We start from the raw sequence: 26,363 nt of genomic DNA, 5'->3' as shown, positions 1-26,363 counted from the left end.
CCGGCCCGCCGACCCGACCGCCCGACCCGACCGCTACACCCGGTCGCTCCGCCACTCCGCCGCGAGCTCCTCGCCCCGGCCGAACGCCTCCTCCTCGCGCTCGCGCAGCTCGACGCGGCGGATCTTGCCCGAGATCGTCTTGGGCAGCGGATGGAACTCGATGCGCCGAACCCGCTCGAACGAGGAGAGCAGCTCGTCGGTGTGCCGGAAGATCGCCGCGGCGGTCTCGGCCGTCGGCTCCCAGCCGTCCGCCAGCGCGACGTACGCCTTGACCACGCTGTGCCGCGTCGGATCGGGCGCGGGCACGACCGCCGACTCGGCGACGGCCGGGTGCTGCAGCAGCACGCTCTCCACCTCGAAGGGCGAGATCTTGAAGTCGGACGACTTGAAGATGTCGTCGGTGCGGCCGAGGAAGGTGATCGTGCCGTCGACGGCGCGGACGGCGACGTCGCCGGTGTGGAAGTACCCGTCGGCCCGCGCGCGAGACGTGCGCTCGTCGTCGCCGAGGTAGCCGGACATGAGGTTAACCGGCTCGGTGGACAGATCGAGGCAGATCTCGCCTGTGGAGGAGGATTCGCCGGTCACCGGGTCGATCAGCGCGATGGCCACGCCCGGCAGCGGGCGCCCCATCGCCCCCGAGACGACCTCGGCGCCCGGCGGGTTCGCGATGATCGCCGTCGTCTCGGTCTGACCGTAGCCGTCCCGGATGGTGAGCCCCCATTCGCGCTCGACGGTCGCGATCACCTCGGGGTTCAGCGGCTCGCCCGCGGACAGGATCTCGCCGAGCGCGCGCGGCCGGGCTCCCAGATCGGACTGGATCAGCATCCGCCAGACCGTCGGCGGCGCGCAGAAGGTGGTCACGCCCGCGCTGTCCAGCTGCTCGCGCAGCGCCACCGGCGAGAAGCGGCCGTAGTTGTAGACGAAGACGGTCGCCTCGGCGTTCCACGGCGCGAAGAAGCAGCTCCAGGCGTGCTTGCCCCAGCCGGGGGAGCTGATCGCCGAGTGCACGTCGCCGGGCTGCACGCCGAGCCAGTACATCGTGCTGAGGTGCCCGACCGGGTACGACTCGTGGGTGTGCACGACCATCTTCGGCTTCGAGGTGGTCCCCGAGGTGAAGTAGATGAGGCACGCGTCGGTGCTGTCGACGACGACGGTCGGGCTGATCCCGGTCGCCTCGATCGAGTCGGCGTAGTCGAGCCAGCCGTCGGGCACGCCGGCTGCGCCACCGTCGGCATGTCCGGCTCCGCCGCCGACCGCGATGCGCCCCACGTCCTCCGCGAGACCCTCGAACTTCGCCGTCTCGCTCGTGTCCGCGATCACGTGCGCGACCTCGCCGCGCTCGATCCGGTCGGCCAGGTCGGCGGGGGAGAGGAGCGTCGTGGTGGGCAGGATGACCGCGCCCAGCTTCATGATCGCGAGCATCGACTCCCAGAGCTCGAGCCGGTTGCCGAGCATGAGCATCACGTGATCGCCCTGCTCGACGCCGACGGAGTGCAGCCACGCGGCGACCTCGTCGGAGCGCCAGCGCATCTCGTCGAACGAGACCGCCACCTCCGAGCCGTCCTCCTCGACGATGCGGAGGGCGGTGCGCTCGTTGCCGATCGCGATCTCGTCGAACCAGTCGACGGCCCAGTTGAAGTGCGGGCCGACGTCCGGCCAGCGGAAGGCCTCCGCGGCGGCCGCCGCATCGGTGCGGTGCTCGAGCAGGGTGTCGCGCGCGGCGCGGAAGCGCCCGGTGGGGTTCATCCCGCCATTCTCCCGCGACCGCGGCCGTACCACCCGCGCCCGCCAGTACTCGATCGTCAGTACTTGATCGACTGCCCGCCGTCGATCGGCAGCACGACCGCGTTGATGTAGGACGCGTCGTCCGAGAGCAGGAAGGCGACGACCGAGGCGATCTCGGCGGCCTCGCCGTAGCGCTTGGTCGGGTTCACCTGGATGAACTCCTCCGCGGCCTTCCGCGGGTTCTCGGCGTCGAGCTGCTTCATCGAGTTCTCGACCATGGGCGTCCAGATGGCGCCGGGGGCGATGGCGTTGATGCGGATGCCGTACTGCCCGTACTCGATGCCGGAGTTGCGGGTGAGGCCGACGACGCCGTGCTTCGCGGCCGCGTAGCCGGACTGGTTGCCGATGCCGGTGATCCCGCCGACGCTCGCGGTGTTCACGACCATGCCCGAGCCCTGCTCGCGCATCACCTTGAGCACCTTCTCGAGGCCGAGGAACACGCCGCGCAGGTTGATCGCGACGACCTTGTCGAACTCGTCGGCGGTGAAGTCCTCGGTGAGGTTCTGGCGGCCCTCGATGCCGGCGTTGTTGAAGAAGCCGTCGATGCGGCCGAAGCGCTCGAGGGTCTGCGCGACGTAGGCGTCGACGTCGGACTCCTTCGAGACGTCGGCGATCACGGTCAGCGACTCGGTGCCCTCGGGCAGCGCCTCGACGGTCGCGGCGAGACCCTGCTCGGACACGTCGACGAGGGCGAGCTTCGCGCCCTCCGCGGCGAGGCGGACGGCGGCGGCGCGGCCGAGTCCGGAGCCTCCTCCGGTGATGAGGACGACGCGGTCGGTGAAGCGGGTGCTGCTGATATCCATAGCTCTACGATATACCTAGCGCTGCTCGGGAATCTGGGTGCCGCCTCCGTGGATCCCCGTGCCTGGCAACCGCCGCAGAGACCGTCCCGCGCGGCGGCCGCCTCGGGTAGACCGGAAGGACCGACACGACCGGACCGGGACGACCGGACCGGCCGACACGACCGGACCGACACGACCAGGGGGACTCGTGAAGACCGTGAGAAGAACGCTGACCACCGGTGCCGCGCTCGCGCTGAGCGGGCTGGCGCTCGCCGCCTGCACCGCCCCTGCCGAGAGCGGCGCCGAGGCGTCGCCGACCGTCTCGGAGGCGCCCGCCGCCTCGCCGACGGGTTCTGCGAGCCCGGGCGACCGTCCGATCGGCCCGGTGCGGCTGCCCGAGGGCGCGACCGCCGCCGTCGAGTGGATCGACGAGATCGGCGCCGTGGAGCCGCAGACCGTCCGCCTCACCGGCGAGCCGCTGCACGTGACGGTCTCGGTCGTCTGCGACACCGCCGACGCCGAGGTCACCGTCGAGGTCGAGGGCCTGATGACCACCGGCTCCAGCTGCGTCTACGACCCGGGAATCACCCGGACGACCGGCGACGGCGGCGGTAACGGCGGCACGATGCACATCGCCGTCGACCAGGACGCCCTCATCACCGTGACCACCGACCCCGCCGACGCCCACTGGTCGGGCGCCGTCTCGACGGGCCCGCGCACGGTCCCGCTCGGCTAGCGCCCGCCGCCCCCGTTCCGCGTCCACTCGCAGCCCGGACCCTCCACGAGTGGACACGAACAGGGCGCTGCGAGGGTCGCGGGCCCCGTTCAGCGTCCACTCGGCGCGCGCGTTTCACGAGCCGACGCGAACGGGGGCCTGCGAGCGCCGCAAGCCCCGTTCAGCGTCGACTTGCAGCGAGGGCGCTGCGTGAACGGACATGAACCGGGGTCTGCACAGGTCGCGGGCCCCGTTCAGTGTCCCGTCGGCGAGGGCGCTGCGTGAACGGACGCGAACCGGGGCCTGCGAGCGCCGCAAGCCCCGTCCAGCGTCCACTCGCAGCGAGGGCGCTGCGTGAACGGACGCGAGCCGGGGTGCGCGAGCGTCGTGGAGCCCGCTGGGCGTCCGCTCGCGGGGGTCAGCCCAGGGGGACGCCCAGCGCGGCCATGAACGGGACGGCGTCGACCGCCTCGCCGTCGACGCGGGTCTCGAAGTGCAGGTGGCAGCCGGTCGAGGCGCCGGTCGAGCCGCGGGTCGCGATGACCTCGCCCGCGGTGACGGAGTCCCCGACGTCGACGAGCAGATCGGTGTTGTGCGCGTAGCCGGTCTCGATGCCGCCGCCGTTGTCGAGCAGGATCCAGTTGCCGTAGCTGCCGGAGTAGGCCGCCTCCTCGACGGTGCCGCTCGCGGCCGCGAGGACCGGGGTGCCGCAGGCGCCGGCGAGGTCGGTGCCCTTGTGGAAGAGGTTCACGCCGGAGACGGGCTGGTCGGGGCGGGGCCCGTAGCTGCTGCTGATGCGGCCCGAGATCGGGAGCACCCAGGCGCCCGAGACGCCGGCGGCGGCGGCCGTCGACTCGCCGGCGCCCGCGGTGATCGCGTCGAGCGAGGCGGCGGGCACGAGGACCTCGGGCTTGGCCTCGGCGGCGAAGGCGTCGCGGGTGACGCTCTGCTGCACGACGCCCGCGGCCACGAAGCTCTGCGGACGGGCGGCGGCGACGGCGTTCGCGGTGTCGGTCGCGACGGCGGACTCCGGGGTGTCCCCGACCGCGAAGGCGGGCATCGTCGAGGTGACGGCCAGGCCGACCACGAAGGTCATCGCGGCGAAGGCGGACACGCGGCGCTTCGAGGGGCGGCGCGAGGCGGGCCGGGCGGCGGCGGCACTGCGGGGAGCGGTGCTGCGGCGCGGCGCGGTGCGCTCGGACTCGCGCTGCTCGCGCAGCTGCCGGCGGGTGGGGAGGGCCTGCGCGGTCGAGGCGGAGACGGGCGCCGGAGCGTGGTCGGAGTGGTGCATGCAGTCGTGTGTTTCCGGGTCGTTCGCCGCGGGGGAACGGGGGCGCGGCAGGGCGGGTCGGGGGAACGGGGTGCTCAGCAGAGCTCAGCAGGTGGTGCTCAGGGGGTTGACAGCCGGGGCTCAGGGGGCCACGCGGCGACCCTCCAGAGTACCCGGGGCGCTCCGGAACGCCACTGGGAAGATGCCGAGCGTCGCACGGTATCGGAGGGCGCGCGTCAGGACAGGGCGTCCGCGCAGGAGCGGAGCAGCGCGTGCAGCTCCCGGATCCGCACCCCGTCGAGGCCCGCCAGCATCCGCTGCTCGACCCCCCGGACCGCCGCGCTCGCCTCGCCCAGCAGCGCCTCGCCGGCCGCCGTGAGCCGGGTCGGCAGCGCCCGCCCGCTCGGCGCGGTCTCCGCGCGGATCAGGTGGCCGTCGCGCTCCATCGACTGCAGCAGCACGTGCATCGACTGCCGGGTGACGAACGCGCCGCGCGCCAGCTCGGAGCTGGAGAGCCCCGGCCGGTGCGCCAGCAGCTCGAGGCAGGAGTAGGCGGTGACCGTGATCCCGAGCGGCCGCAGCGCCGCCTCCATCGCGGTGCGCAGGGCGGTCGACGCCTCCTTGAGCACGTAGCCGACGGAGGTGTCCAGCTCGATGCCGGTTGCCGGGTCCGACTCTTGACTCATGTCAGTAGTCTGACATACAGTCCGTGTCAGGCAACTGACATCGTGTCCGAGGCCGACGATCCCCTCCGACCCGAAAGGCGCCACCCATGCCCATCACCGGCCCCGACTTCCTCTCCCTCCAGGTCCGCGACCTCGACCGCTCCGCCGAGTTCTACGAGTCCCGCCTCGGCCTCTCCCGCCGCCCCGGCCCGCCGCACGCCGTCGTCTTCGACACCGCGCCGATCCCCTTCGCCGTCCGGGACCTGATCCCCGGCACCGAGCTCCCCGCCGAGCCCGGCCGCGGAGTCGCCCTCTGGCTGCACGCCACCGAGGTCGCGGCCCTGCACGCCGACCTCGCCGCCGCCGGCGTCCCCATCGCGTCGCCGCCGGTCGAGGGCCCCTTCGGCCTCACCTTCACCTTCGCCGACCCCGACGGCTACCTGATCACCCTCCACGACCGCGCCTGACCCACCGGTCACTGCACGTCCGCTCTCGTGCGACTGGAGCGCCTAGATGTCCCACAGCCTGTGGGACTTCTGCATCGACGCCTCGCGCCGCCCTGCGTGACGGCGACCCCGTTCGCGGCATCCTCGAGAGATGCCTCCCCCCACCCCGTGCCTCGGTGCCGACGAGCAGTCCGTCCGATCCTCGACTGCTGACGTCGTGACGGCGTTGCGGGATGTGCTGGGCGCGAAGCTCGTGGCCTACCTCGGCTCGGTCGATGAGACCCGGGTCGTGCGTCAGTGGGCGGAGGGCGAGCGGGTGCCGTCGAGCGACATCGTCGCCCGCCTCAGGCTCGTGTACAAGGTGGCCGGCATGCTCTCGGAGCGCGAGCAGCCCCGATTGGTGCAGGCGTGGTTCCAGGGAATGAACTCGCAGCTCGACGACGTGTCGCCTGCCAGGCTCGTGCGTGAGGCGGTACTCGGTGAGGCGGGTCCGCGAATCCTGGCCGCCGCTCGCTCCTTCGTCGCCGAGTAGAGAAGCTGCGAAGCGCAGGTGGAAGCGCTCGCGACTAGGCGTCCGCGCCCGCCGGCTGCCAGAGCTGGAGGCGGTTGCCCTCGGGGTCGCGCAGGTCGGCGAAGCGGCCGTTCGGGTAGGTCTGTGGGTCGACCTCGACGGTGATGTCCGCGGCGCGGAGCTGGGCGACGAGCGCGTCGAGGGAGCGCACGCGGAGGTTCAGGGTCCAGCCCGCGGGACCGAGGTGCTCGGAGCCGGTCGGCATCGGAGCGAGGACCGTGCTGCCGGCGTCCTGGCGCCACGACGGGGCGCCGTACTCGGCCGGCACCTCGTCGATGCCGAGGTGCTCGGCGTACCAGCGCGCCAGCGACTCCGGGTCGCGCGCGGCGAAGAAGAAGCCGCCGATGCCCGTGACCCTCTCGCGGGACACGCTCAGTACCGCCCGGAGGTGAAGACGAGCAGGGCGATCAGGCCGCCGAGCGTCGCGGCGACCCCGGAGCCCAGGCGCCACCACATCCAGCGGTCGCGCTTGGGGCCGCGCATCGGGCGCCGCAGCGCCTTCCGGCCCTGGTAGCCGCCGGGGTTCGGAGTGAAGACCATGCCTCCAGCCTGCCTCACGCCGTGCGCGAGGTCACGGCCTCACGCGCTCCACTCGCTGTCGTCCCGCCAGGGCGCGAGGTCGACCTCGTTGCCCTCCGGGTCGGCGAGGGTCCACCAGTGCGGCGCGTTCTCGTCGGTCACGACGCGGCCGCCGGCGGCGAGGGCCGCGGCGAGGCGCGCGTCGACGACGTCGCGGGGGACGTAGAGGTCGACGTGGATCGAGTTGCGCTCGGGGCGCGGTGCGTCGATCCGCTGGATCCAGACGTTCGGGCCGAGGGCGCGCGGGTCGGCGAGATCGGCGTCCTCGACGGGGGAGTAGCCGAGCACGGCCCGCCAGAAGGCGCGGACCGCGGCGACGTCGACGGCGTCGATCGCGATCTGCAGGCTCTGCACCGCGGACGGCTCCGCGGTGAGGCCGAGCTCGCGGGCGGCGGCGGAGATCCCGCGGGCGAGATCCAGGTCGCGCTCGCTGATGTCGCCGACGTCGTGGCTGATCAGGCGCACGCCGACGCCGCCGTAGCGCAGATCGACGTCGGGGTGGTGGCCGGCCCGCTCGGCGAGGTCGGCGATCGCGGCGACCAGGGCGGCACCCGCCGCGAACGAGCCGGTGCGGAAGTACGCGCGGGCGCCGTCGCCGACGACCCGCCAGTCGGCGGTGCCGGGGGCGGCTCGGAAGTCACGCGGGGAGAGGGCGTCGCTCATGCCGCAGTTGTACTCCTCCGCGGCCCTCCTGCCCAGGGGCGCCGCCGGCCCTCTGCACGCCCGGGCCCCTCCGCAAGCCCGGGCCCCCTCGGTGCCCGCTCGCTACGGTGGACCCACGGCCGACCGGGCCGACGAGTGTGAGGAGCGACCGCATGGCGCAGCAGAAGAAGTCGGACGCGAAGAAGTCGTCGCAGAAGAGCGACGACAAGGCCGCGCAGAAGCGCGCGAAGAAGGCCCTGGCGAAGGCCGAGAAGTCGGTCCGTGCGGCGCACGACGCCGTGCGCGACTCCAGCAAGAAGCTGCGCAAGAAGGCCCGCAAGCTCGCCGAGCAGACCGAGAAGCTCAAGCGCCAGCAGGAGAAGGCGGCGAAGAAGGCGGCCCAGGCCGAGAAGCGCAGCACTCCCTCGGCCCCGAAGCACGTCGTCGAGCGCGAGCACGTCGCCGTCGGCGCGGCGGACCCCTCGGTCACCCCCGACTTCACGCTGCCGCTGCCGAGCGCGGCGCACGCGGAGCAGGACGCGGACCAGGAGCAGGCGCAGGACGCGGACCAGGACGAGACCCAGGACGAGACCCCGTCCGCACCCGACGCCGACCCCGAGCACGTGCCGGACCTCACGCCGCCGCTGCCGCACTCCGCAAGCTGAGCCGCGCCGCCGAGCGCAGCCGCGGAGCCCGTCCCGCAGCCCCTACCCTGAAAATCCACACAGGGTAGCCCGGCGCGCCGCTCGGGGAGGTGAACAGCCGGTGAACCTCTCGGCGAGCACCCCCCGAGCGGCCCGCGCGGGAGGGAGGATCTCCTCCGTGGATCCCTTCATCCTTCTCGCGCTCGTGGTCGTCACTGCCCTGGCGTTCGATTTCACCAACGGCTTCCACGACACGGCGAACGCGATGGCGACGTCCATCGCGACCGGCGCGTTGAAGCCGAAGGTGGCCGTCACCCTCTCCGCCGTCCTCAACCTGGTCGGCGCCTTCCTCAGCATCGAGGTGGCGCTCACCGTCACCAACGCGGTCGTGAAGATCCAGGACTCGACGGGGGCGCCCGACCCGGCGCTGCTCGAGGGCGGCGGATCGGCGCTCCTGCTGATCGTGCTCGCCGGCCTCATCGGCGGCATCATCTGGAACCTCCTCACCTGGCTCCTCGGCCTCCCCTCCAGCTCCTCGCACGCCCTCTTCGGCGGCCTGATCGGCTCGGCGCTCGCCGGCCTCGGCCTCAACGGCGTGAACTGGGCGGGCGACGGCTCGAAGCTCGACGGCGTCGTCGGCAAGGTGATCCTGCCCGCGCTGATGTCGCCGGTGCTCGCCGGCGCGGTCGCCGCCGTCGGCACCTGGCTGGTCTTCCGCGTGATCGGCAACCTCGCCGACCGCCGCATCCACCGCGGCTTCCGGATCGGCCAGATCGGCAGCGCCTCGCTCGTCTCGCTCGCGCACGGCACCAACGACGCGCAGAAGACGATGGGCGTCATCACGCTCGCGCTGATCGCGGCCGGCGGCTGGAGCGACACCGAGTCGGTGCCGTTCTGGGTGAAGCTCAGCTGCGCGCTCGCCATCTCGCTCGGCACCTACATCGGCGGCTGGCGCATCATCCGCACCGTCGGCAAGGGCCTCGTCGAGATCGACACCCCGCAGGGCATGGCCGCCGAGAGCGCATCCGCCGCGGTCATCCTCGCCTCCAGCCACCTCGGCTTCGCCCTCTCGACCACGCACGTCGCGACCGGCTCGATCCTCGGCTCCGGCGTCGGCCGGCCCGGCGCGCAGGTCCGCTGGCGCGTCGCGCTCCGGATGGTGATCGCCTGGGTGATCACGCTCCCTGCCGCCGCCCTGATGGGCGCCGTGATGTGGTGGATCGGCCACCTGGTCGGCGGGGCCGCGGGCGGGATCCTGATGGCCGCCGTCCTCGTCGCCGTCGCGACCTTCATCTACCTCCGCTCGCGCCGCGACAGCATCGGCGCGCACAACGTCAACGACGAGTGGTCCGACGCGGGCACCGCGCCGAAGCAGACCGCCGACGCCCTGCGCTGACCCGCGCGCCCACCGCACCTCTCCGACTCGAAAGGACCGAACCGTGCTCTCCCTCTTCCTCGGTGCCGCCGGCCAGGTGGCGATCGTCGCCCTGCTCCTCGGCGCCGGCCTGCCCGTGCTCTTCGCCGTCGGCGTCCGCTCGTTCGCCCTCGCCGGCGCCTCGCCCGACACCGGCGCCGACACTGCGCCGACCTCCGGGGGCCTCCCCGCTCCGCTGCTGCGCGCGCTCGGCGTGCTCTGCTTCGTCCTCGTGGTGGGCGCCGTTGCCGTCGGCCTCAGCGTCATCATCGCGACCGGCCTCGGCCAGGCCGTGAGCTTCGAGCACGTCGTCCCGACCTTCGTCCCCAAGGGCTGAGCATGGCGGCCACCGATCCGGTGCCGTCCGACCCCGGGCAGCCCGATCCGGTGCAGCCCGTTCCCTCGGACGGCGTCGTCGCGCGCGTCGTCGGCTGGCTGCGGGCGGGCTACCCCGCCGGCGTGCCCGAGACGGACTACCTGCCGCTGCTCGGCATCCTGCAGCGCAGCCTCACCCGCGACGAGCTCGAGGAGGTCGTCCGGCGGCTGCTCGCCGACGCCGTGCGCGCCGACGCGGCCGGCGAGGAGTTCTCGGCCGCGAGGATGCGCCAGCGGATCGAGGAGACGCTGCTCGGCCCCGCGCTGCCCGAGGACCTCGTGCGCGTCTCGGCCCGGCTCGCCACGGCCGGCTGGCCGCTCGCCCGCCCGGAGGAGCTCGACGAGCCGGTGCCCGCGATCTCGGAGCGCGCCGGACTCGTGACGCGCGTCGTCCGCTGGCTCCGCGCCGGCTACCCCGCGGGGCTGCCCGAGCAGGACTTCGTGCCGCTGCTCGCGCTGCTGCGCCGCCGGCTCTCGGACGAGGAGGTCGCCGAGGTGGCGTCGCGGCTGGCCGCGGAGGGCGGCCTGGCGACGAGCCGGGTGGACGTCGGCACCGCGATCGCCGGGGTCACCTCGGAGCTGCCCTCGGACGCGGACATCGAGCGGGTGCGCCTGTCGCTGGCCGAGCACGGCTGGCCGGAGGGCTTCGCGAGCTGAGCGCCCGGGCCGCACGCAGGCCGCGCGCCGCCGTCACTCCAGCAGCACGCGCTCCGGATACCGGTCGTGGCTGAAGCAGAGGGTCAGCCCGGCGGCCTCGAGGCGCTGCAGCTCGAGTGAGGTGCGGTGGTGCTCGGCCATGTCGTCGCTGATCAGGCGGGGGAGGGGCCGCAGCCGGTCCGACCAGGTGAGGAACTCCCGTCCCCAGGCCGCGTCGCCGGCGATCAGCACGCGGTCCTCGACCAGCGCGCCGAGGTGGCCGCGCGCGTGCCCCGGCAGCGGGACGACGACGAAGAGCCCGTCGCCGAAGAGGTCGAAGCCCGAGACGCCGCTCGGCGCCGTCGCGACCGGCTGGTCGTCGACGACCGTCGCCTCCGCGGTCCACGGCGGGATCAGCGCGGCGAAGACGCCGTCGGTGAGGCGGCTGCGCTCGATCGTCTCGAGCTGCCCGCGCGAGAGCACGAGCTGCGCGTCCGGGAACCAGCGCAGACCCCCGACGTGGTCGGGGTGCAGGTGCGAGAGCACGACCACGTCGATGTCGGCCGGGGAGAGCCCGATGCCCGCGAGCCGGCGGTCGATCGTGTCCTCGGGGCCCACGCGGGCCGGGAGGATCCTCCGGTACAGCGCGCCGACGGCGCCGGTGCCGCGCAGCGTCGGCGGGTAGCCGGTGTCGACGAGCACGCGCCGCCCGCTCGGGTGCGTGTAGAGGAAGACGGCGGAGGGGAAGGTGCGCCGCGGCAGGCGCCCGCCGCGGAAGACGCGCGACAGCGGGAAGCTCGTCTCCCCGCAGGCGAAGACCTGCAGCGTCGGTCCGCGCTCAGCCACGACTGCCCCGGTAGTGCTCGCCGACCGCCCGCAGGCCCTCCGCGAGCGGCACGCGCGGCGCGTAGCCGAGCTCGGCGCGCGCCCGCGAGATGTCGAGCGTCTGGGCGTAGGCGAGGGTCGCGACCGTGTAGCGGGTGAACGGCGGCTCCGCACGGCCCGGGAGCGCCGCGTACACGCGCTCGAGGACGACCGCGAGCGCGCTGAGCACCCGCAGGTCGACCGTGAGGTAGCGCGGCTCCTCGCCCATCGCCGCGAAGAACCGGTCGAGCAGGTCGCCGAGCGGGGCCGGCTCGCCGTTGGTGATGTTGTAGACGCCGCCGGTCGCGACCGGGGCGTCCGCGGCGAGCCGGAGCGCCAGCGCCGCGTTCTCGACGCAGGTGATGTCGACGGGGTTCCGGCCGCCGTCGAAGAGCGGGATGCCGCGGCGCCGGCTCGCGGCGACGAAGCGGGGGATCAGGCTCGGATCGCCGACGCCGATCAGGCCGCGCGGGCGCAGGATCACCAGCTCCGGGATCCGCCCCGCCGCGTGCGCCTCCTGCAGCAGCCGCTCGGCGGCGATCTTGCTCCGGATGTAGAGGCTCATCCGGCTGCTCGTGTCGACCTCCTCCTCGCGGATGCCGAGCCGGTGGCGCCGGGCCGAGTAGAGGCTGGGCGAGGAGACGAAGACGAACCGGCGGATCCCGCAGCGCTCGGCGAGGTCGATCATCGCCGCCGTGCCCGCGACGTTCGCCGCGTGGAACTCGCTCCAGCGGCCCCAGGGGCTCGAGAGGGCGGCGGAGTGCACGAGCACGTCGGCCCGGACGTCGCGCGCGGACAGCTCGGCGAGGTCGGCCTCGATCGTCTCGGCGCCGAGGGCCGCCAGTCGGGCGAGGGCGCCGACGTTCCGTCCGGTCGCGATCACCTCGTCGCCGGCCGCCAGGAACTCGGCGACCGCGTGGCCGCCGAGGAAGCCGGTCGCCCCGGTGATCAGGACGCGGCGGGCGGACGGGTGACGGGCGGACGGGTGGCGGGCCTCAGCGGACATCGACGACCTCCGCGACGCCCGCGCGGCCCCAGCGCTTCCGGCCCCAGTACCAGAGCAGGATGCCGAGGTAGCCGAGCGCCTTGCCCTTCCGGATCGACATCCGCACGATCGCCCTGCGGTCCAGCCGTGCCTGCCCGCGCGGGATCACGCGGCAGACCTTGAGGTGCAGCTCCAGGTCCTCGTCGGTGTCGTCGATGCTCGAGCGCGGGAACCCGTCGACCTCGAGGTAGAGGGCGGCGTCGATCGCGAGGTTCGAGCCGGCCGCCATGAACATCCGGTAGCGCTGGCCCGGCCGGCGGTAGACGACGCCGGGGGCGTGCTCGAGCAGGCGGATCATCGCGGTGCCGATCACGCCGTCCCACCAGCGGTAGACCGGCTCGTCGGTGCGCGGCACGAGGCGGCCGCCGATGAAGCGCGCGCCGTCGGCGACGTCCGCCTTCAGCCGGGCCACCCAGTCCGGGGCCGGCAGGCAGTCCGCGTCGGTGCGCGCGACGGTCGCGGCGCCGTGCGCGATCGCGTGGCGGAAGCCGGTGTCGGAGGCGGCGCCGGTGCCCTTCTGCGCCTCGTCGATCACGAGGACCGGCCGGTCGGGGCGCCGGGCCCGGAACGCGTCGATCACCGCGCGGGAGCCGTCGGTGCTGCCGTTGTCGACGAGCAGGAGGGTGAAGCCCGGGTCCGTCTGATCGGCGAGGGCCTCGAGGGCGCCGCCGAGCAGCTTCTCCTCGTCGTAGAAGGGCACGACCACCCAGAACGCGCTCGCGTCGGCACCGGTCATCGCGGACCCCCCTTCCGTCCCGCCGGAGCCTAGCGCGAGCACGGGGCGTCCCCGGAGCGCTATACAGGACCGTGGCCGATGCGCTCCCGTCCCTGCTGCCCGTCCGTGTCCTCGGCACCGGCGAGGCCCTGCCCGCGCGGATCGTCACGACCGCCGAGGTCGCCGCGCTCTGCGGGATCGACCCGGAGGAGGCGGCGCGCCGCTCCGGAGTGCTGACCCGGCACTGGCTCGCCGACGACGAGGACCCGCTCGAGCTCGGCCTGCTCGCCGCCCGGCGGGCGCTCGACGCGGCGGGGATCGACGCGGGCGACGTCGACGTCGTGCTGAACGCCTCCGGCACCCAGCTGCAGGCGATCCCCGACGGCGGTGCGCTGATCGCCGCAGGCCTCGGCCTCGAGGATGTCTCGGCCTACAGCCTCAACGCCACCTGCCTCTCCTTCCTGTTCGCCCTGCAGGAGGCCGGCTTCCTGCTCGCGACCGGCCGCGCCGAGCGGGTGCTCGTCGTCTCGACCGAGGGCGGCAGCCGCGGCATCGACGTCCGCCAGCCCGAGAGCGCGCTGCTCTTCGGCGACGCGGCGGCCGCCGTCGTCCTCGGCCGAGCCGAGCGCCCGGGCCAGGGCATCGTCGCCTCGCGCTTCGAGACCCGGCCGAGCGGGGTGCGGCACGCCGAGATCCGCGGCTTCGGCTCGCGCATCCGGATCGAGGAGGCGGCCGGCCGGCTCGACGACTTCCGCTTCGACATGCACGGCGGCGCGCTGCTCGTGGACGCGCTGCGGCACTTCCCGGCCTTCCTCGAGCGGGTCCGCCCCGGCCTCGGCACGGGCCTGCCCGGCATCGACCGGGTCGTCCCGCACCAGACCAGCAAGGCGGGCCTGGACGGCATGGCCCGGCTCTGGGGCCGCGAGCGGATGGTGCGCACCCTGCCCGAGGTCGGCAACACGATCGGCGCCGCGATCCCGCTCGCGCTGCACCGCGCCCGCGTGCAGGAGGGCGAGTCGGTGCTCCTCGTCGGCACCGGCGCGGGCACGCACTACGGCGCGGTGATCCTGCAGGCCTGAGGCCCAGGGATCGGGCTCGGGCTCGGGCTCGGCGCCGTCACCAGGTGGTGACGGTCGTGCGGGTGATCACCCACTCCTCGCCGACCGCCACCAGGCGGCTGGTCAGCTGCAGCCGCCAGGTCGCGTGCAGCGAGCCGATCGTCGCTTCCGTCAGCGTGCGCGAGACGAGCACCGGATGCGCGGCGCTGCCGGAGACCGCGCTCTCGACGTGGTCGATCGCGTGGTACTCCTTCGCGCCCTCGTCGATGTCGTCGATCCAGTCGAGCTTGGACTGCACGAGCCCGGTCGGGTGCTCGATCACGAAGCGGGGGTCGAGCAGCTCGTCGAGCACGGGCAGGTCGACCAGCACCATCGCGTCGAACAGGTCGTCGTGCACGGCGCGGAGCTCGGCAGCGCGCTCGCCCGCGCTCACGGCGTCCGCCGCATCGACGGCGGCGCGGTCGTCGCGCGGCGCACCAGCTGCGTCGGCAGCTGCACGTGCAGCGAGGGCGGGGTGCCGCCCGCCATCAGCGTGATCAGCATCTCGGCCGCCGTCGCGCCGAGCGTCTGCATCGGCTGGCGGATCGTCGTGAGCGGCGGATCGAAGCGCGCCGCCTCCGGCACGTCGTCGAAGCCGACGACGGAGAGGTCGCGCGGCACGGCGAGCCCGAGGTGCGCCGCCGTCTCGATGATCGCCAGGGCCGAGACGTCGTTCGCCGCGAAGACGGCCGTCGGCCGGTCGGGCAGCGAGAGCATCGTCGAGGCGGGCAGCCGCGCCGCGTCGTGGTGGTAGCTGCCCACCCGGAGCAGGCGCTCGTCGAAGGCGATGCCCGCCTCCGACAGCCCCGCGCGGTAGCCGGCCTCGCGCAGCCGGGCGGAGCGGAGATCGACGCGGCCCGCGACGAAGCCGATGCGCCGGTGGCCGAGGGTGATCAGGTGCCGCACGGCCTGGAGCGCGCCGCCGAAGCTGTCGGACTCGACGGTCGGCAGGTCGGCCCGGCCGGTGTGCGGGTCGACGGCGACGAGCGGGATGTCGGACGGGGCGCTGACCACCGACGGGGTGACCATGATCGCGCCGTCGATCAGCGTGCCGCTGAGCCGGCTGAGCGAGCGCCGCTCCCAGCCCTCCTGCTCGCCCTCGTGCGAGCCGCTGTAGGCGAGCAGGTCGAAGCGCGAGCGGCGGAGGACCGAGCCGACGCCCTTGAGGATCTCGGCGCTGAACGGCTCGAAGCCGGCCACGAGCACGCCGATCACCCCGGTGCGCCGCGAGCGCATGCTGCTCGCGACGAGGCTCGACTCGTAGCCGAGCTCGCGCACGATCTCGAGCACCCGGTTCGCCGTCGCGGGCGCGATGCCGTAGCGGCCGTTCACCGCCTTCGACACGGTCGCGACCGAGACGCCGGCGGCGGCGGCGACGTCGTGGATGGTCGGGCGGAGAGTCATGGGCTCGACCATAGACCCCGGCGGACCGCGGATGAGAGCGCGATCCCGCTCGCGGTGATCGACTTCGAAAATGGTTTCGAAAACGTTTGCCGTCGCGCGGCCGCCGTCTGACACTGATCCAGCCCGTCCCCGGACGGGTGCACCCTCGGCGCCGCTCTCCCTGGCGGCGCCTCTCAGCGAAGAGAACGGTTCGAACGATGAAGTTCAAGAGAATCGCAGTGGCCACTGTGGCCCTGCTCGGCGCGGCGGCGGCCCTCAGCGGCTGCTCCGCCCAGGACTCCGGATCCTCCGACGGCACCGTCGCGATGACCCTGTGGCAGAACTCCACCACCGGCCCCGGCCAGGAGTTCTGGGAGAAGACCATCGCCGACTTCGAGGCCGCCAACCCGGGCGTCACCATCGAGTCGCAGGCCATCCAGAACGAGGACCTGGACGGCAAGCTCCAGACCGCCCTCAACTCGGGCGACGCGCCCGACGTCTTCCTCCAGCGCGGCGGCGGCAAGCTCGCCGCGATGGTCGCCGGCGGTCTGGTCAAGGACCTCACCGACGGCATCTCCGACCAGGCCCGCAGCGAGATCCCCGAGGGCTCCTTCCTCGCGAACACGCTCGACGACAAGGTCTGGGCGATGCCCGTCGCCGTGCTCCCCGGCGGCCTCTTCTACAGCCAGGACCTCTTCGCCGAGGCCGGCATCACCGAGACGCCGAAGACCCTCGCCGACCTCGACTCCGCGGTCACCGCGCTCAAGGGCGCCGGCGCCCAGCCGATCGCGCTCGGCGCGAAGGACGCCTGGCCCGCCGCGCACTGGTTCTACTTCTTCGCCCTGCGCGAGTGCAGCGCCGACACCATGGCCGAGGCGGCCGACTCCAAGGACTTCTCGGACGACTGCTGGCTGAAGGCCGGCGAGGACCTGCAGTCCTTCGCCGACACCGAGCCGTTCAACGAGGGCTTCCTCACCACCGCCGCCCAGCAGGGCGCCGGATCCTCGGCCGGTCTCCTGGCCAACCACCAGGCCGGCATGGAGCTCATGGGCGCCTGGAACCCCGGCGTCATCGCCTCGCTCACCCCCGACGAGCAGCCCCTGCCCGACCTCGGCTGGTTCCCCTTCCCCGAGGTGGACGGCGGAGACGGCGCCCCCGGCTCGATCATGGGCGGCGTCGACGGCTACTCCTGCTCGGCCGGAGCGCCCGACGAGTGCGTCGACTTCCTGAACTACCTCGCCACCTCCGACGTGCAGAAGGAGTACTACGCCGCCTTCAACGCGCCGCCGGTGAACACCGTCGCGCAGGAGGCCGTCACCGAGCCCTACCTCCAGGAGATCCTCGCCGCCTACAACTCGGCGCCGTACGTCTCGCAGTGGCTCGACACCGTCTACGGCCAGAACGTCGGCAACGCGCTGAACGTCGCCGTCGTCGACCTGCTCGCCGGCAAGAGCGACCCGGAGCAGCTCGTCGAGGCCGTCAACGCCGCCGCGGCCAAGGCCTGAGCATGGCCCTCACTGCGCTCCGCGAGGACGCGCGCACCGAGGCCCCGACGGCGAAGCGCCGCCGCCGGGGCCTCGGCTGGTCCGGTCGCCTCGAGGTCGCGATCCTCGTCGGCCCGGCCCTGATCGTCTTCCTCGCCTTCGTCATCTTTCCCGTCGTCATGGCGGCGTACTACGGCTTCTTCAGCTGGCAGGGCTACGGGGTCCCCACCGACTTCGTCGGGTTCAAGAACTACCTGACGATCCTCCAGGACCCCACCTTCCACGAGGCGCTCAGCCACAACGGCGCGATCGTGGTGCTCTCGCTCGTCCTGCAGGGACCGGCCGCGATCCTGATCGCGCTGCTGCTCAACCGCAAGCTGCGCGGGCAGTCGATCATCCGCGTGCTGATCTTCGTGCCCTACGTCATCTCCGAGGTCGTCGTCGGCACCGGCTGGAGCCTGATGCTCCAGACCAGCGGCGCCGTGAACGGCTTCCTCGAGAAGGTCGGGCTCGGCGCCCTGAAGCAGGACTGGCTCTCGGACCCCTCGATCGCCATCTGGACCCTGATGCTGATCATCACGTGGAAGTACATCGGCTTCGCCGTGATCCTCTTCCTCGCCGGTCTCCAGGGCATCCCGGAGGAGCTGTCCGAGGCGGCCGCCATCGACGGCGCCTCCTACTGGCAGGTGCAGCGGCGGATCACCCTGCCGCTGCTCGCGCCGACGCTGCGGATCTGGGCGTTCCTGTCGATCATCGGCGCGCTGCAGCTGTTCGACCTCGTCTACATCATCTGGGGACAGTACGTGTCCTCCACCGCCGGCACCTCGACCATGGCGACGTACCTCGTCACCAACGGCCGCAACGCCGGCAACTTCGGCTACGGCAACGCGGTCGCCGTGGTCCTGTTCCTCGTCTCGCTGATCGTCGCGCTGCTCTACCAGCGCTTCGTGCTGCGGCGGGACACCGAAGGCGCCCTCACGGGCGACAAGCGAAAGGCCGGAGGCGAGCGATGAGCACCCTGACCGCCGTGCCCCCGGGTACGAAGCCCCCCACCGCGACCACGCCGCTCTCGCCGCGGCCGCCCAAGCCGCGCCGCCGTCCGCTGGGACGCGGCACGATCATCGCCTACGTCGTCGCGGTCGTCGTGATCGCCCTGATGCTCGCGCCGGTGGCGTACATCATCATCGGCGGGTTCCGCACGAACGCGCAGATCACCACCGACCCGTCGGGCTTCCCCTCGCCGTGGAACGTGCAGAACTACATCGACGTCATCACGGGCGGCATCTTCTGGCGCGAGGTCGGCAACTCGGCCCTCGCGGCCGGCGCCACCACCCTCGGCGTCGTCGTGCTGGGGCTGATGGCGAGCTACGTGCTCGCCCGCTACAGCTTCAGCGGCCGCGGCGTGTTCTACGCGCTCTTCGCGGCCGGCCTGATGTTCCCGATGACCGTCGCGATCACCCCGCTCTACCTGGTGATCAAGAGCCTCGGCCTGATGAACTCGCTCGCCGGAGTCGTGCTCCCGCAGATCGCCTTCGGCCTGCCGACGACGATCATCATCCTGGTGCCGTTCCTCCGGGCGATCCCGGACGAGATCCAGGAGGCCGCCTTCATCGACGGCTGCAGCCGGATCGGCTTCTTCTGGCGGATGGTCGTGCGCCTGGCGATGCCCGGCGTGATCACGACCGGCATCCTCGCGTTCATCGCGAGCTGGAACAGCTACCTGCTGCCGCTGTTCATCCTCAGCGACGAGTCGAGCTTCACCCTGCCGCTGGGCGTGCAGGCGTTCTCGTCGCAGTACTCCGTCGACACGGCGAAGGTGCTCGCCTTCGTGTCGCTGTCGATGATTCCGGCGCTGATCTTCTTCAGCGTCTTCGAGCGCCGCATCGTCGGCGGACTCACCGGTGCGGTGAAGGGATGACTGCCGTGGACGAGAACCCCACCACCGAGACGCCCGCTCCCTCCGCCCGCGTCGCCGACCTGATCGGCCGGATGACGCTGGAGGAGAAGCTGACCCAGCTGGTCGGCTACTGGGTCGACCAGGGCGGCGAGGTCGTCGCGCCGCTGGCCGGCGAGATGGCCACCTCCACCGGCTACGCCGACGCGACCCGCGAGGGCATCGGCCAGCTCACCCGCGTCTACGGCACGCGCCCGGTCGACCCGGTCGAGCGCGCGCAGTGGCTGTGGGCCGAGCAGCGCCGGCTCGTCGAGCAGACGCGCCTGGGCATCCCGGCGATCGTGCACGAGGAGTGCCTGACCGGGCTGGCCGCGTGGAAGGCGGCGACGTTCCCGACCCCGCTGGCCTGGGGCGCCTCGTTCGACCCGGAGCTCGTCGAGGAGATGGCCGCGGCCATCGGCGGCTCGATGCGCGAGCTGGGCATCCACCAGGGCCTCGCGCCCGTGCTCGACGTCATCCGCGACCCCCGCTGGGGCCGGGTGGACGAGTGCATCGCCGAGGACCCGTACGTGGTCGGCACGATCGGCACCGCCTACGTGCGCGGTCTGCAGTCGGCGGGCGTCGACGCGACGCTCAAGCACTTCATCGGCTACTCCGCCTCGCGCGGCGGCCGGAACCACGCCCCGGTGCACGCCGGACCGCGCGAGATCGCGGACGTGCTGCTCCCGCCGTTCGAGATGGCGATCCGCGACGGCGGCGCGCGCTCGGTGATGAACTCCTACGCCGAGATCGACGGCGACCCGGTCGGCGCGACGCCGGCCTACCTCACCGGCGTCCTGCGCGAGCGCTGGGGCTTCGACGGCGTCGTGGTGGCCGACTACTTCTCGGTCGCCTTCCTGCACCTCATGCACGCCGTCGCCGCCGACCTCGGCGAGGCCGCGCAGCTCGCCCTCGAGGCGGGCATCGACGTGGAGCTGCCGACCGGCGACGCGTTCCTCGCGCCGCTGGCGGAGCGCATCCGCTCCGGAGGCGCCGACGAGGCGATCGTCGACCGCGCGCTGCTGCGGGTGCTCGCGCAGAAGGAGCGGCTCGGCCTGCTCGACGCGCGCTTCGACGACGCTCCGGAGTCGATCGACCTCGACTCGCCCGCGCACCGGGACATCGCCCGGCGCCTCGCGGAGGAGTCGCTGGTGCTGCTCGCGAATGACGGCCTGCTGCCGCTCGGCGGGGCCGACGGGAGCGCGGCGCCGCGCCGGATCGCCCTGATCGGCCCGAACGCCGACAGCGCTCCGGCCCTGATGGGCTGCTACTCCTTCGCCAACCACGTGCTCGCGCACCACGAGGGCGTGCCGCTGGGCTTCGAGATCCGCACGGTCCTGGAGGCGCTGGTCGAGGAGTTCCCGGGCAGTGACCTCGTGACGGCCGAGGGCTGCTCGGTCGAGGGCGACGCCGCGCAGGGCGACGACACCGCCGGGATCGCCGAGGCCGTCGAGGCGGCCCGTGGCGCCGGGGTCGCGGTGGTCGTCGTCGGCGACCGAGCCGGGCTCTTCGGCCGCGGCACCGTCGGCGAGGGCAACGACGTCGAGAGCCTCGAGCTGCCCGGACGCCAGCGCGAGCTGGTCGAGGCGGTCGTCGCGACCGGCACGCCCGTCGCCCTGGTGCTGCTCACCGGCCGCCCCTACGCGATCGACTGGGCGATCCGCGGCGACTCCGCCCCCGCGGCGGTGCTGCAGGCGTTCTTCCCCGGGGAGGAGGGGGCCGGCGCGATCACCGGCGTCCTGTCGGGCCGCGTCTCGCCGTCCGGCCGGCTGCCGGTCTCGCTGCCGCGCTCGGCCGGTGCGCAGCCGTTCTCGTACCTGCACCCGATCCTCGGCGGGCCCTCCGACGTGACCAGCGCGGACAGCACCCCGGTGCTGCCGTTCGGGCACGGGCTGACCTTCACGGAGTTCACCCGGTCGGAGCTGCAGCTGGAGTCGGGCGAGCTGGAGTCCGGCGAGGCGCCCACCTCCGGTGCCTTCACGGCGACGGTGCGGGTGCGCAACACGGGGGAGCGGGACGGCGTCGACGTCGTGCAGCTCTACGCGCGAGACGTGGTCGCCTCGGTGACCCGCCCGGTGGCGCAGCTGCTCGGCTACGCGCGGGTCGAGCTCGCGGCGGGCGAGGAGGCGCTGGTGCGCTTCGACGTCCCCGCCGCGCGGCTCGCCTTCACCGACCGCCGCGGCGTGCGCTCGGTCGAGCCGGGGCTCGTCGAGCTCTGGGTGGGCGCGGACTGCGCCACGAAGGAGACGACCGCCTCGATCGTGCTGGTCGGCGACGCGTCGCCGGTCGGCGCCGAGAACCGTCGCACCGTCGGTGTCGAGGTCGTGCGCGAGGACGCCCGGGTGGCGGTGTCCTGACCCTCGGGCCAGTCTGGGGCGATGAGCGCTCCGACGGCCGAGGCCGAGCAGACCCAGATCCTCCTCCGCTACCTGCAGGAGGGCCGTGAGGCCCTCCTGCAGAAGCTCGACGGCCTGGGCGAGTACGACCTGCGCCGGCCGCTGGTGCCGACCGGCACCAACCTGCTCGGCCTGGTCAAGCACGTCGCGGGCACGGAGGCCGGCTACCTCGGCGCCGTCTTCGGCCGCCCCTTCCCCGAGCCGATGCCGTGGATGGAGGAGGACGCCGAGCCGAACGCCGACATGTGGGCGACGGCCGAGGAGTCGAGCGAGCAGATCGTGGCGCAGTACCGCCGCGTCTGGGCGCACTCCGACGCCACGGTGGCCGCGCTCTCCCTCGACGCCCCCGGTCACGTGCCGTGGTGGACGAACCGCGACGTGACGCTGCAGCGGATCCTCGTGCACATCACCGTCGAGACCCACCGGCACGCGGGCCACGCCGACCTCGTCCGCGAGCTGATCGACGGCCGCGTCGGCCTGCGCACTCCCGGCGACAACCTGCCGCCGGTCCCCGCCGAGTGGTGGCCGGAGCACGTCGCCCGGCTCGAGGCGGTCGCTCGCGCGGCGGAGCAGGGCTAGCTCCCCCGTCCGGGTGGCACCCGTGCGGAGGGGCTCCTCGCGTGCGGGTTTGACCACCAGTTGTCGGTTAGCGTGGCGCGGTGTCCCCACGAGTAGGACACCACCGCCGACGTCTGGAGACGACATGACCACCGCCCCCTCCCGCCGCACCGCCCCGTCCTTCGCCGCCCCGTCCCGCCGCACCGTCGCGACCGCCGCCGCCTGGAGCGTCCCGATCGTCGCGGTCGCCGCCTCCGCGCCGCTCGCCGCCGCGTCGACCACTCCGCCGCCCGCGCCGTCGGTCCGCTCCGTCGAGTACACCTCCTTCACGGCGCAGAGCTTCCGCGAGGAGCAGGTCAACGTGAACCGCCCCCTCGCGATCGCGATCGACGGGCAGCTCTCCGCCGGCGAGCTGATCACCCTGACCGTCGCACCGCGCATGGCGCGCTCGGACACGAGCACCGGGGCGGGCGACTCGCGCCCCACTCCGCTGCGCATCTCCGCCGCCGACGGCCCGAACTTCTCGGTCGCGTCCTCGAGCGTCGGCGCCGACGGCTCGCAGACCCTCCTGCTGCGCGCCAACCGCGACCTCGCCGACGGCGCGTACCGCAAGACGATCACCTGGGTCCCGGTCGACGGCCGCACCTCCGAGCAGACCGTCGACCTGCTGCTGACCTGGCCGCTGGGCACCTACACGGCCCCGATCACGGTGAGCGTCGCGGGCGTCGCCGGCAGCGAGCAGGCGTACACGCTCAACCGCACCCCGGTCGGCGGCGCGGACGAATAGCAGGCGCGCTCGTCAAGGGGTTGGGGGTGCTCTTCGCCGCGTTCTAGCGTCGGAGGTCCGGACGGATCGCGTGCGCGCGAGGGAGGACCACGATGCAGAAGCTGTACTACGCGAGCGGGTTCGTGCTGCTGGGGGACGAGGTGTGCACCGCGGTCGTCGAGTACGCCCAGGCCCTGGCGAACGTCGGGAAGTCCGACCTCGTCGTCGTGCCCGGGCTGTCCGACGAGGGGATGCGCGGCGAGACGCGCCTGCTGATCGGGCCCGCCAGCCAGCTCTTCACCAGCCCGGCGCTCGATCGCGGCATCGACCTCGACGACGACGAGGCGGTCGAGTCCATGCGCGAGAAGACGCGGCGGCTGCTGCCGGCCCGCCCCACCCCCGAGGCGCGCGCGAGCGACGACCACGACGGCGGGGACTTCTTCTAGCCTGCGAGTCGTCCCGCTCAGGTGTCGAGCGTCGTGCTCGGGAGCTCGCCGAAGCGGTGCGCGTAGGAGGCCGAGAAGCGGCCCAGGTGCGCGAAGCCCCAGCGGCGCGCCACCTCGGTGACGCTCGCCTCGCCCGGCGCCCTCGCGCGCAGCTCCTTGCGGACCGCGTCGAGCCGGATCCGGCGGAGGTAGTCGACGGCCGTGAAGCCGAACTCGCGGCGGAACTCGGCCTGGAGCGTCCGCAGCCCGACGCCGCAGGCCTCCGCGATCGTCTCGGTGCGGATCGGCTCGTGCGCGTGCGCGTACATGAACTCGATCGCGGTGCGCAGGCGGCCGCTGCGGGGCACGGCGAGGTCGCTCGGCGCGGCCAGCGACTCGTGCGGGAAGGTCTCGAGCAGCGCCACCGCGACGGCGCGGTCGGCCTCGTGGCGCAGCAGCGGAGAGCTGTCCGCGTCGTAGATCACGCGGGCGACCGCGGCGACCGTGGCCGACCAGCGCCGCAGCACCTCGCCCTCGGGTCGCGCCGTGGTGTCGAACAGCAGCGGTCCGCCCGCGCTGCCCTCGACCTCCTGCGCGACGCCCTCGAGGTAGGCACCGTCGAAGTGGATGAGGTTCTGCCGGTAGTCGTGGAACGCGAAGGCGTTCGGCCGTCCGGTGACGAAGATCGCGGGCCGGCCGTAGAGCTGCTGCATCGGCGCGCCCTCGAGGTCGGTGACGCCCTCGCCGGCCGTCAGCCAGGAGACGACGTACTCGCCGTCGGTCTGGATGCGGCCCTCGATCGAGCCGGCGAACTGGCTGCCGCGGAGGGTGACGTCGCCGTCGCCGACGGAGGTGTAGCGGTAGGAGAAGTCCTCGCCCGGCTCGACCGAGAACCGGTGGCCGTTGTACACCGATTCCAGGAGCGCACGCGCCTGCTCGAAGTCCCGCCCGCCGATGTCGGAGCGGATGACCTCGTCGTTCGGATCGTCCATCGAGCCCAGCGTCGCATGCGCGCGCATCGAGCGCGAGACGGGCGGAGGTCGAGTTCGCTAGGCGGATACGGCGCTGCGGCGCCGGCGCGGCCCGAAGGCCTGCGTCATCGCGTGCACGGTGGCGCTGCGGAACTGCGACAGCAGCACGATCGAGTGCCGCGCTCCGGATTCGACCGCGAGCGAGAACGTGCCGTCTGTCGGGGTGTCCCACCAGGAGCGGATGTCGAGCGCCCGCAGCTGCACGGTGGGGCGCGAGCCGGCCAGGACGAGCACCCCCTCCGTGACGCAGAGCGAGCCCGTGACGCCGCGGAGGGTCGTCGAGCACTCGAAGCTCGTGCCCTCGGGGACCGGCCCGGACAGCTGCAGGAAGTCCGGAGCCCAGCGATCGCTGCTCTGCGTCATGGCGCTCCTCCGTCCCTGCTCCGTCGTCCCGGTCCCGTGCCGCGGATCAGGCTGCGGCGGTGGCGAGGGCCGATTCCGGCTGCTGCGCCGGCTCGGGGACGATGCGCAGGCCGCGGCCGCTGTTGGCCTCCTCCATCAGCGCGCGCACCCAGGCGGCGTTGATCGAGGGGACGCGGCTGCCGTGGAAGGAGAACTGCAGCGGGATGGTCGGGTGCAGCCAGATCGTCTGGCGGCCGGTGCCGTGCGCGCTCGACGCGTCGAGCTGGAAGGCGAAGGCCTCGTTGCGGCGGAACTTGTTGATCATCACGATCTGCAGGTGCGCCAGGGCGCGGTCGTCGATCTCGTGGGAGGTGGCAGGAGTGCCGTAGAGGAGAGCGCCCATGTGCGGAGCCGCCGTTCTGTGTGGGTGCCGCGGTGTCGACCGCGACGGGGACGTGAGGGGAACCGGCCGAGCCGGGGACGTCGTGCGGATCGGAGGGGAGCCGACCCAGTGCCTGGCCGCGTGCCGGGCGGCGGGGAGACGTGCTGACGGTCGCAGGAACGACCGTTCTCCGACGCTACGCGGACGCACTCTGGAACGGGGGGCGCTATCCGCTTTGCGAAGCAGCGCGCGGGCGCCGCGGGCGGACTCCCAGGAATCCGATGCCGGGCGTTCAGCGGCGGGATCAGAACGCGTAGCGGACGCGGCAGTAGGGCAGCCGCTCGGCGAGCAGCGCGAGGAAGCGGTCGAGGGCGGCGCGCTTGAGATCGCGGCGGTAGCGGATGTTGACGGCGCCGTTCTCGGAGACCTTCGACTCCTGCATCCGCGGGGCCCAGAGCAGGTCCTCCGCCTTCGGGTGCCAGCCGAGATTGACCTCGTGCAGGCCCGCGTTGTGGGTGAGCAGGATCACCTCGGCGGCCAGCTGCGCCTTCGCCCGCGGGTGCAGGGCCGCGTCGAGCTGCTCGAAGAGCTCGGTCCAGTCCCGCTGCCAGGTCTCGGTGAGGATCACGGGCGAGAAGTTGACGTGCACCTCGTAGCCGGCGTCGACGAAGTCGTTGATCGCGGCGATCCGCTCGGCCATCGGCGAGGTGCGGACGTCGGTGACCTTCGCCGTCTCGGCGGGCATCAGCGAGAAGCGGATGCGCGTGCGGCCGAGCGGGTCCCACTCGAGCAGCTCGCGGTTGACGTACTTCGTGGCGAAGGAGGCCTTGGCGGTCGGCGACATCCGGAAGAGGTCGCAGAGATCGCGGACGTTGTCGCTCAGCATCGCGTCGACGGAGCAGTCGCTGTTCTCGCCGATGTCGTAGACCCACGCCTCGGGGTCGCACTGGTTCGCCTCGGTCTTCACGCCCTGCTTCGCGATGTGGCGGGCCAGGTGGCGCTGGATCTGCTCGATGTTCGCGAAGACGGTGATCGGGTTGCTGTAGCCCTTCCGCCGCGGCACATAGCAGTAGACGCAGGCCATCGCGCAGCCGTTCGCGGAGGAGGGCGCGATGAAGTCGGCCGAGCGCCCGTTGGGCCGCGTGACCAGCGACTTCTTGACGCCGACGACGAGCGCCTCCGTCTTGATCCGCACCCAGCGCGCGACGTTCGCCTCGTCGCCGTGCACCTCGGGGATGTTCCAGTGCGAGTCGACCGGAACGATCTCGGCCGCCGGCCAGCGCTCGACGATCTCGCGCCCGCGCGGCAGCTCGAGCGCGGCCGGCTCGGCGTAGATGCGGCGGACGTCGAGGAGGGTGCGCTGACGGGTGCCGGACATGCGTCCGTTCTACCGGCGACCACCGACAGTGCGCGGGCAG

General features: G+C 73.1%; 31 protein-coding genes. 15 read left to right on the top strand and 16 right to left on the bottom strand.

The genetic code is table 11. The features are described 5' to 3' along the window. Window positions 1-33 precede the first annotated feature (33 nt). Together HQQ82_RS12790 and HQQ82_RS12785 are read right to left on the bottom strand one after the other, a co-directional pair. Window positions 34-1,746: an AMP-binding protein gene (locus HQQ82_RS12790; RefSeq protein ID WP_173233743.1), complete on the bottom strand. Its 1,713-nt coding sequence runs from the start codon at window positions 1,744-1,746 to the stop codon at window positions 34-36. A gap of 56 nt (window positions 1,747-1,802) precedes the next feature. Then, window positions 1,803-2,588, bottom strand: a complete 786-nt coding sequence (locus HQQ82_RS12785) for a glucose 1-dehydrogenase (protein ID WP_173233741.1) — start codon at window positions 2,586-2,588, stop codon at window positions 1,803-1,805. A gap of 187 nt (window positions 2,589-2,775) precedes the next feature. Between HQQ82_RS12785 and HQQ82_RS12780 the strand changes: the two genes are divergently transcribed. Further along, window positions 2,776-3,303, top strand: coding sequence for a hypothetical protein (locus HQQ82_RS12780; protein ID WP_173233739.1), 528 nt, complete (start codon window positions 2,776-2,778; stop codon window positions 3,301-3,303). 397 nt (window positions 3,304-3,700) lie between these two features. Here the strand turns inward: HQQ82_RS12780 and HQQ82_RS12775 are convergent, their stop codons facing one another. Both HQQ82_RS12775 and HQQ82_RS12770 read right to left on the bottom strand, forming a co-directional pair. After that, on the bottom strand, window positions 3,701-4,573 hold the full coding sequence (locus HQQ82_RS12775; protein WP_173233737.1) for a M23 family metallopeptidase: 873 nt from the start codon (window positions 4,571-4,573) through the stop codon (window positions 3,701-3,703). A 215-nt stretch (window positions 4,574-4,788) separates the two neighbouring features. Beyond that, window positions 4,789-5,238 carry a MarR family winged helix-turn-helix transcriptional regulator gene (locus tag HQQ82_RS12770; RefSeq protein WP_173233735.1) on the bottom strand — a complete coding sequence of 150 codons (450 nt, stop codon included), beginning with the start codon at window positions 5,236-5,238 and terminating at the stop codon, window positions 4,789-4,791. A gap of 86 nt (window positions 5,239-5,324) precedes the next feature. On the opposite strand from HQQ82_RS12770, the gene HQQ82_RS12765 reads away from it, so the two are divergent. After that, complete coding sequence (locus HQQ82_RS12765) at window positions 5,325-5,684, top strand: VOC family protein (protein ID WP_173233733.1); 360 nt, start codon at window positions 5,325-5,327, stop codon at window positions 5,682-5,684. A 130-nt stretch (window positions 5,685-5,814) separates the two neighbouring features. Beyond that, on the top strand, window positions 5,815-6,195 hold the full coding sequence (locus HQQ82_RS12760; protein ID WP_173233731.1) for a hypothetical protein: 381 nt from the start codon (window positions 5,815-5,817) through the stop codon (window positions 6,193-6,195). A gap of 34 nt (window positions 6,196-6,229) precedes the next feature. On the opposite strand, the gene HQQ82_RS12755 is transcribed toward HQQ82_RS12760, so the two are convergent. The 3 genes from HQQ82_RS12755 to HQQ82_RS12745 are packed head-to-tail and all read right to left on the bottom strand — an operon-like array spanning window position 6,230 to window position 7,476. Beyond that, window positions 6,230-6,604 carry a VOC family protein gene (locus HQQ82_RS12755; protein ID WP_173233729.1) on the bottom strand — a complete coding sequence of 125 codons (375 nt, stop codon included), beginning with the start codon at window positions 6,602-6,604 and terminating at the stop codon, window positions 6,230-6,232. 2 nt (window positions 6,605-6,606) lie between these two features. After that, complete coding sequence (locus tag HQQ82_RS12750; protein ID WP_173233727.1) at window positions 6,607-6,774, bottom strand: hypothetical protein; 168 nt, start codon at window positions 6,772-6,774, stop codon at window positions 6,607-6,609. Between the two features lie 39 nt (window positions 6,775-6,813). Continuing rightward, window positions 6,814-7,476: a VOC family protein gene (locus HQQ82_RS12745; protein WP_173233725.1), complete on the bottom strand. Its 663-nt coding sequence runs from the start codon at window positions 7,474-7,476 to the stop codon at window positions 6,814-6,816. Window positions 7,477-7,628: 152 nt separating this feature from the next. On the opposite strand from HQQ82_RS12745, the gene HQQ82_RS12740 reads away from it, so the two are divergent. The 4 genes from HQQ82_RS12740 (at window position 7,629) to HQQ82_RS12725 (ending at window position 10,545) form a co-directional block, all read left to right on the top strand. Continuing rightward, window positions 7,629-8,120 carry a hypothetical protein gene (locus HQQ82_RS12740; protein ID WP_173233723.1) on the top strand — a complete coding sequence of 164 codons (492 nt, stop codon included), beginning with the start codon at window positions 7,629-7,631 and terminating at the stop codon, window positions 8,118-8,120. A gap of 157 nt (window positions 8,121-8,277) precedes the next feature. Continuing rightward, window positions 8,278-9,495 carry an inorganic phosphate transporter gene (locus HQQ82_RS12735; protein ID WP_173233722.1) on the top strand — a complete coding sequence of 406 codons (1,218 nt, stop codon included), beginning with the start codon at window positions 8,278-8,280 and terminating at the stop codon, window positions 9,493-9,495. 43 nt (window positions 9,496-9,538) lie between these two features. After that, window positions 9,539-9,850, top strand: a complete 312-nt coding sequence (locus tag HQQ82_RS12730) for a hypothetical protein (RefSeq protein WP_173233720.1) — start codon at window positions 9,539-9,541, stop codon at window positions 9,848-9,850. Window positions 9,851-9,852: 2 nt separating this feature from the next. Then, window positions 9,853-10,545: a DUF3349 domain-containing protein gene (locus tag HQQ82_RS12725; RefSeq protein WP_173233718.1), complete on the top strand. Its 693-nt coding sequence runs from the start codon at window positions 9,853-9,855 to the stop codon at window positions 10,543-10,545. Window positions 10,546-10,578: 33 nt separating this feature from the next. Here HQQ82_RS12725 and HQQ82_RS12720 read toward each other — a convergent pair whose 3' ends face one another. The 3 genes from HQQ82_RS12720 to HQQ82_RS12710 are packed head-to-tail and all read right to left on the bottom strand — an operon-like array spanning window position 10,579 to window position 13,169. Further along, entirely contained in the window at window positions 10,579-11,370 is a 792-nt protein-coding gene (locus HQQ82_RS12720) for an MBL fold metallo-hydrolase (RefSeq protein WP_173233716.1), read from the bottom strand. Continuing rightward, the gene (locus tag HQQ82_RS12715) at window positions 11,363-12,394 is read right to left on the bottom strand and encodes an NAD(P)-dependent oxidoreductase (protein WP_173233714.1); all 1,032 of its coding nucleotides are present in this window, start codon (window positions 12,392-12,394) and stop codon (window positions 11,363-11,365) included. Before HQQ82_RS12715 ends, HQQ82_RS12720 begins: the two co-directional genes overlap by 8 nt. Then, on the bottom strand, window positions 12,384-13,169 hold the full coding sequence (locus HQQ82_RS12710; RefSeq protein ID WP_173233712.1) for a glycosyltransferase family 2 protein: 786 nt from the start codon (window positions 13,167-13,169) through the stop codon (window positions 12,384-12,386). The genes HQQ82_RS12715 and HQQ82_RS12710 overlap by 11 nt, the downstream gene beginning before the upstream one ends. Before the next feature lie 71 nt (window positions 13,170-13,240). Here HQQ82_RS12710 and HQQ82_RS20045 point away from each other — a divergent pair, with 71 nt between their 5' ends. Next, window positions 13,241-14,227, top strand: coding sequence for a ketoacyl-ACP synthase III (locus tag HQQ82_RS20045; RefSeq protein WP_173233710.1), 987 nt, complete (start codon window positions 13,241-13,243; stop codon window positions 14,225-14,227). Window positions 14,228-14,264: 37 nt separating this feature from the next. Here HQQ82_RS20045 and HQQ82_RS12700 read toward each other — a convergent pair whose 3' ends face one another. Further along, the gene (locus HQQ82_RS12700; RefSeq protein WP_173233708.1) at window positions 14,265-14,639 is read right to left on the bottom strand and encodes a nuclear transport factor 2 family protein; all 375 of its coding nucleotides are present in this window, start codon (window positions 14,637-14,639) and stop codon (window positions 14,265-14,267) included. Further along, a complete protein-coding gene (locus tag HQQ82_RS12695; protein WP_173233706.1) occupies window positions 14,636-15,649 on the bottom strand; it encodes a LacI family DNA-binding transcriptional regulator in 1,014 nt (337 codons plus the stop codon). Before HQQ82_RS12695 ends, HQQ82_RS12700 begins: the two co-directional genes overlap by 4 nt. Window positions 15,650-15,846: 197 nt before the next feature. Here HQQ82_RS12695 and HQQ82_RS12690 point away from each other — a divergent pair, with 197 nt between their 5' ends. The 7 genes from HQQ82_RS12690 to HQQ82_RS12660 all read left to right on the top strand — a co-directional run bounded on the left by HQQ82_RS12690 (window position 15,847) and on the right by HQQ82_RS12660 (window position 23,211). Further along, window positions 15,847-17,133: an extracellular solute-binding protein gene (locus tag HQQ82_RS12690; protein ID WP_173233704.1), complete on the top strand. Its 1,287-nt coding sequence runs from the start codon at window positions 15,847-15,849 to the stop codon at window positions 17,131-17,133. A 2-nt stretch (window positions 17,134-17,135) separates the two neighbouring features. Continuing rightward, window positions 17,136-18,125: a carbohydrate ABC transporter permease gene (locus HQQ82_RS12685; protein ID WP_173233702.1), complete on the top strand. Its 990-nt coding sequence runs from the start codon at window positions 17,136-17,138 to the stop codon at window positions 18,123-18,125. Further along, entirely contained in the window at window positions 18,122-19,030 is a 909-nt protein-coding gene (locus HQQ82_RS12680) for a carbohydrate ABC transporter permease (protein ID WP_173233700.1), read from the top strand. Before HQQ82_RS12685 ends, HQQ82_RS12680 begins: the two co-directional genes overlap by 4 nt. Beyond that, window positions 19,027-21,402: a glycoside hydrolase family 3 N-terminal domain-containing protein gene (locus tag HQQ82_RS12675; RefSeq protein ID WP_173233698.1), complete on the top strand. Its 2,376-nt coding sequence runs from the start codon at window positions 19,027-19,029 to the stop codon at window positions 21,400-21,402. The genes HQQ82_RS12680 and HQQ82_RS12675 overlap by 4 nt, the downstream gene beginning before the upstream one ends. 21 nt (window positions 21,403-21,423) lie before the next feature. Continuing rightward, entirely contained in the window at window positions 21,424-22,020 is a 597-nt protein-coding gene (locus HQQ82_RS12670; protein WP_173233696.1) for a DinB family protein, read from the top strand. A 124-nt stretch (window positions 22,021-22,144) separates the two neighbouring features. Next, window positions 22,145-22,786 carry a hypothetical protein gene (locus tag HQQ82_RS12665; protein WP_173233694.1) on the top strand — a complete coding sequence of 214 codons (642 nt, stop codon included), beginning with the start codon at window positions 22,145-22,147 and terminating at the stop codon, window positions 22,784-22,786. A 92-nt stretch (window positions 22,787-22,878) separates the two neighbouring features. Next, window positions 22,879-23,211 (top strand): hypothetical protein, encoded by a 333-nt coding sequence (locus tag HQQ82_RS12660; protein ID WP_173233692.1) that lies wholly within the window; start codon window positions 22,879-22,881, stop codon window positions 23,209-23,211. A 17-nt stretch (window positions 23,212-23,228) separates the two neighbouring features. Here HQQ82_RS12660 and HQQ82_RS12655 read toward each other — a convergent pair whose 3' ends face one another. The 4 genes from HQQ82_RS12655 to HQQ82_RS12640 all read right to left on the bottom strand — a co-directional run bounded on the left by HQQ82_RS12655 (window position 23,229) and on the right by HQQ82_RS12640 (window position 26,323). Further along, entirely contained in the window at window positions 23,229-24,182 is a 954-nt protein-coding gene (locus HQQ82_RS12655; protein ID WP_173233690.1) for a helix-turn-helix transcriptional regulator, read from the bottom strand. A 57-nt stretch (window positions 24,183-24,239) separates the two neighbouring features. Beyond that, window positions 24,240-24,584, bottom strand: a complete 345-nt coding sequence (locus HQQ82_RS12650) for a hypothetical protein (protein WP_173233688.1) — start codon at window positions 24,582-24,584, stop codon at window positions 24,240-24,242. A 46-nt stretch (window positions 24,585-24,630) separates the two neighbouring features. Then, window positions 24,631-24,966 carry an ATP-dependent DNA ligase gene (locus tag HQQ82_RS12645; protein ID WP_173233686.1) on the bottom strand — a complete coding sequence of 112 codons (336 nt, stop codon included), beginning with the start codon at window positions 24,964-24,966 and terminating at the stop codon, window positions 24,631-24,633. Window positions 24,967-25,249: 283 nt separating this feature from the next. Continuing rightward, on the bottom strand, window positions 25,250-26,323 hold the full coding sequence (locus HQQ82_RS12640) for a spore photoproduct lyase family protein (protein WP_173233685.1): 1,074 nt from the start codon (window positions 26,321-26,323) through the stop codon (window positions 25,250-25,252). Window positions 26,324-26,363 lie beyond the last annotated feature (40 nt).

Origin of the sequence: Rathayibacter sp. VKM Ac-2856 (assembly GCF_013205055.1) — a bacterium.
Taxonomy (GTDB): domain Bacteria; phylum Actinomycetota; class Actinomycetes; order Actinomycetales; family Microbacteriaceae; genus Rathayibacter.
Note: the sequence above shows the minus strand (reverse complement) of the source record. Positions and strands in the feature narration are given on the sequence as shown.